At 30.6% G+C, this 2,370-nt stretch carries 2 protein-coding genes; both read left to right on the top strand.

The window, feature by feature from the left end; genetic code table 11:
* Positions 1-97 precede the first annotated feature (97 nt).
* Positions 98-436: a glycoside hydrolase family protein gene (locus tag NFR82_RS08735; protein WP_251717887.1), complete on the top strand. Its 339-nt coding sequence runs from the start codon at positions 98-100 to the stop codon at positions 434-436.
* A gap of 217 nt (positions 437-653) precedes the next feature.
* Positions 654-2,234, top strand: a complete 1,581-nt coding sequence (locus NFR82_RS08730; protein ID WP_251717886.1) for an ATP-binding cassette domain-containing protein — start codon at positions 654-656, stop codon at positions 2,232-2,234.
* Positions 2,235-2,370: the final 136 nt, after the last annotated feature.

Here is a 2,370-nt window from a genome sequence, read left to right as displayed (position 1 = left end):
AGGAACTCCTTTTTCTAATGTTTAAAGAAATAAATTTAAGGAATCATTCATCCTTACACAAACTATTTTACAGTCTCCAATAATTAAATATTTAAGTTTGAAGAAGGATAAAGCTTTATTTAATGAACTATCTTATTTGTATAATTCGTTAAATATTAAATCTACCCTTCAAGCTGGGTATTTATTAGGAACGGCAGGAATTATTTCTAGTTTACTAGACCTTAATTTTACGAGTATAGATGATACTATTTCAGTTACTTTGAATACTTTGACAGAATCATTACTGTCAACTCGAATTTATAAGAATGATGAAATTTTTTTCCCAGCAGATCAAAATCTTTTTACGGCAATTGATTATGGATCTGGAGAATTAGGGGTTTTATTAACAATTAATAAAATCATAAAAAAATGTGAATTTGATCCACTTTTTCTATGAATAAATTTTATCTTAAATAATACTAAAGGAGGTGAAGAAACTATGGCTGATTTAGTATCATTGCAAGATCTTCCTTTGAAGAAGGAAACAACTCAAGATGTTACAGGTAATCACTTTGCTAGCTCACTTAGTTGTGGTTGCTCTGCATAATAATTATTATAAGAATGATATCTTAATATCATTCTTATTTTTGTATTAAACGAAAGTAGTAAAAACTATGAACATAAACTTCAAATGGATCATTAAAAATTTACCATTTTGGCTGCTTCTTCTTATTTTTATCACTTTAATCGCTGGAGGATTTGAAGGAGTTATTAACGGTATAATCTTAGGTCAATTTCCTAATTTAGTTGGAAAAAATGGTACAGATTTAATATTATTTTTAATCAAAAGTACAATAATTTTTGTTGCTACTTATACTGCAATTGTTTTGCAAAATATTTTTCTAAATATAGCTCGTAAACTTTTAAGAGTAAAACTGAAGAAAATTATGCTAATCAATAGTTTTGCTTTAAAAGAAGATGCTGCAAGTGGACTCAATCACATCAGTAATGATGCAACTAAGATCGATGATCAATATTTTGCTGTAATTGCTGGTATTTTGTCAACTGGTACAGCTGCAGTTATTTCTACGATTTATGTTTTAAGAGTAAATTTATTGATGGGAATAATTTTTGTCGCATTCTCATGTTTAAGCTTGATTCCAATGCTTTTTGGAAAGGGAAAGTTAGGAAGATTAGGTGAACAATGGAGTAATGAAAATACTAAGATGATGCAATCGGCCAGTGACTGGTTTAAAGGTTTGCGTGATATTTTACAATACCAAGCTCAAAAATCTTTTTTTAAAAGAGTTAGCCAAGACGTTGAGACTAGTGAAAATACTTTATTAAAGCAAGAAAATCTTCAATGGTGGATTCAGTACGCTAACTTACTCTTCACAGTTCTGGCAATTATTGCGCCATGGGCAATTGGCTTTTACTTCATCATTGTTCATCAGTTTGGAGTAACTATTAGTGCACTTCTTTCGTTAACTTTATCGGCCAATAGTGTTGTACAGAATTTCCGTGGCTTAATGCAATATTGGGCGCAAGTTGCTAGCACCACTGAAATTAGAAAAATTAAAGTGGCCAAACAAGATATTTTTAAAGAAGTTAAAGCAGAGAATGAAAAGCCAGATATTAAATTTGATGATGTTAGTTTAACTTATAAAGATCACCAAGTTTATCAAAAATTAAATTTTGATTTTACTTTTGGTAAAAAAATTTTATTGCAAGGACCATCTGGATCAGGTAAAAGCACATTGCTTAATATGATTTCAGGCTTACTTCAACCAACACGTGGGACGATAAAAATTGGTGGCGAAGATCCAAATCCTGTGCAGTCAGTATATATTGCTCAAACACCGTGGATATTCAAAGGAACAATTAAAGATAATTTGTGTTTAGGAGTATCATTTACCGATCAGCAACTCTTGAAGGTTTTGGATAAAGTGGGATTAGCTGATGAATTAGGTAATGATCCATTGAATCGAGTAATTCACCCTGAACAAGAAGATTTATCAGGTGGTCAAAAACAACGTTTAGTAATTGCCAGGGCATTATTACGTGATCGTCCAATTATTTTGCTTGATGAAATCACTGCTGCACTTGATGAAAAAAATTCGGATGATATTAGAGAGATTTTGTACAATACCCCTAAGACGATTATTGAAAGTGCCCATCACATTAATTTCAAGCTAACGAAAAAATATAATTTTGAATCGTGGAAGATAAGTGATCATCAAGTAATAAAAAACTAGCTTAAAATGGTTAAAAGCCCTTACTAAAAATATTGAAAATTAAAAATAAAAGTGTCAAATTGAACTGAGACCCAAAAATTGGACAGTTTAAAACATAGGATTATTTAAGGCGTGATTCCGATATTCTATCGGAGTT

Origin of the sequence: Lactobacillus agrestimuris, from assembly GCF_943193025.1 — a bacterium.
Classification (GTDB): Bacteria; Bacillota; Bacilli; order Lactobacillales; family Lactobacillaceae; genus Lactobacillus; species Lactobacillus agrestimuris.
The sequence above is the reverse complement of the archived record's forward strand: the minus strand, read 5'-3'. Positions and strand labels throughout refer to the sequence as shown.

Bases quoted from the DNA above. Each gene is read 5' to 3' on its own strand.
- NFR82_RS08730 (WP_251717886.1), top strand. From the start codon at position 654: ATGAACATAAACTTCAAATGGATCATTAAAAATTTACCATTTTGGCTG.